Genomic DNA, 2531 nt, shown 5'->3' on the forward strand with positions numbered 1-2531 from the left:
GCTGCCTTCGGGTGGCGGGGTCGACTCTCCGGATCCTTTTCTCACGCCTGGGTGTGTGGGAGAGGGATACCGCCCGTATTTTGAGAACTACACAGTGGACGCGAGCATCTTAGATTCACGGCTTCGGTCGTGGATCGACAAGATTCGCATGGCGCGGCTTTCGGGCTGCGGTCATGCAAATCATTGGATCTGCAACTTTTCGAGTTGTAGTTTTTTAACTCATGTGATTAGCAAGTTCATAAGAGCAAACGGTGAATGCCTTGGCATCTGGAGCCGAAGAAGGACGTCGTAATCTGCGATAAGCCTCGGGGAGCTGATAAACGAGCTGTGATCCGAGGATTTCCGAATGGGGAAACCCCGCCAGGCCCCTTGTGGTGACCTGGTGACTCCCGCCTGAATATATAGGGCGGGTAGAGGGAACGTGGGGAAGTGAAACATCTCAGTACCCACAGGAAGAGAAAACAACAGTGATTCCGTCAGTAGTGGCGAGCGAACGCGGAAGAGGCTAAACCGAGTCATGTGTGATACCCGGCAGGGGTTGCATGGCCGGGGTTGTGGGACTTTTCGTTCCGGTCTGCCGGCCGGTGAACGTTACAGCGCATCATAGACGAACAGGTTTGAACGCCTGGCCAGAGCGGGTGCGAGCCCCGTAGTCGAAATGGTGTTATGGCGTGAAGAGTATCCCAAGTAGCACGGGGCCCGAGAAATCCCGTGTGAATCTGTCAGGACCACCTGATAAGCCTAAATACTCCCAGATGACCGATAGCGGACAAGTACCGTGAGGGAAAGGTGAAAAGTACCCCGGGAGGGGAGTGAAATAGTACCTGAAACCGTTTGCTTACAAACCGTCGGAGCCTCCTTGTAGGGGTGACGGCGTGCCTTTTGAAGAATGAGCCTGCGAGTTAGTGCTCTGTGGCGAGGTTAACCCGTGTGGGGCAGCCGTAGCGAAAGCGAGTCCGAATAGGGCGATTCAGTCGCAGGGTCTAGACCCGAAGCGAAGTGATCTATCCATGGCCAGGTTGAAGCGACGGTAAGACGTCGTGGAGGACCGAACCCACTTCAGTTGAAAATGGAGGGGATGAGCTGTGGATAGGGGTGAAAGGCCAATCAAACTTCGTGATAGCTGGTTCTCTCCGAAATGCATTTAGGTGCAGCGTTGCGTGTTTCTTGCCGGAGGTAGAGCTACTGGATGGCCGATGGGGCCCAAAAGCTTACTGACGTCAGCCAAACTCCGAATGCCGGTAAGTGAGAGCGCAGCAGTGAGACTGTGGGGGATAAGCTTCATAGTCGAGAGGGAAACAACCCAGACCACCAACTAAGGTCCCTAAGCGCGTGCTAAGTGGGAAAGGATGTGGAGTTGCACAGACAACCAGGAGGTTGGCTTAGAAGCAGCCACCCTTGAAAGAGTGCGTAATAGCTCACTGGTCAAGTGATTCCGCGCCGACAATGTAACGGGGCTCAAGCACGCCACCGAAGTTGTGGCATTGACATTAGTGGTAGGCCTTCGTGGTCCAGCCGTGTTGATGGGTAGGAGAGCGTCGTGTGGCGAGTGAAGCGGCGGTGTGAACCAGCCGTGGATGCCACACGAGTGAGAATGCAGGCATGAGTAGCGAAAGACGGGTGAGAAACCCGTCCTCCGGAAGACCAAGGGTTCCAGGGTCAAGCTAATCTTCCCTGGGTAAGTCGGGACCTAAGGCGAGGCCGACAGGCGTAGTCGATGGACAACGGGTTGATATTCCCGTACCGGCGAAGAACCGCCCAAGACAATCCAGTAGTGCTAAGTATCTGAATCCCTTTGATGGATCCCTTCGGGGTGAAGCGTTGGGCCTAGCGTACGACCCCGTGCTGGTGCGTTTAGCGTATTAACAGGTGTGACGCAGGAAGGTAGCCGAGCCGGGCGATGGTTGTCCCGGTCTAAGGATGTAGGGCGAACGATAGGCAAATCCGTCGTTCATAAAGCCTGAGATCTGATGGGTAGACGCAAGTCGAAATCGGTGATCCTATGCTGCCAAGAAAAGCATCGACGCGAGGTTCTAGCTGCCCGTACCCCAAACCGACTCAGGTGGTCAGGTAGAGAATACTAAGGAGATCGAGAGAATCGTGGTTAAGGAACTCGGCAAAATGCCCCCGTAACTTCGGGAGAAGGGGGGCCTGAGGCGTGAACGGACTTGCTCCGGGAGCGTTCGATGGCCGCAGAGACCAGTGGGAAGCGACTGTTTACTAAAAACACAGGTCCGTGCTAAGTCGCAAGACGATGTATACGGACTGACGCCTGCCCGGTGCTGGAAGGTTAAGAGGAACGGTTAGCCGCAAGGCGAAGCTGAGAATTTAAGCCCCAGTAAACGGCGGTGGTAACTATAACCATCCTAAGGTAGCGAAATTCCTTGTCGGGTAAGTTCCGACCTGCACGAATGGCGTAACGACTTCCCAGCTGTCTCAACCGCGAACTCGGCGAAATTGCATTACGAGTAAAGATGCTCGTTACGCGCAGCAGGACGGAAAGACCCCGTGACCTTTACTATAGTTTGGTA

1 rRNA gene is annotated in these 2531 nt (G+C 54.7%); it reads left to right on the forward strand.

The annotated features are described in order from the left end of the window. Positions 1–228 precede the first annotated feature (228 nt). Positions 229–2531: ribosomal RNA gene (locus tag C5D04_RS17660) — 23S ribosomal RNA — on the forward strand; the annotation flags it as partial.

This window comes from Rathayibacter sp. AY1D2 (genome assembly GCF_002932695.1).
Lineage (GTDB): Bacteria > Actinomycetota > Actinomycetes > Actinomycetales > Microbacteriaceae > Rathayibacter.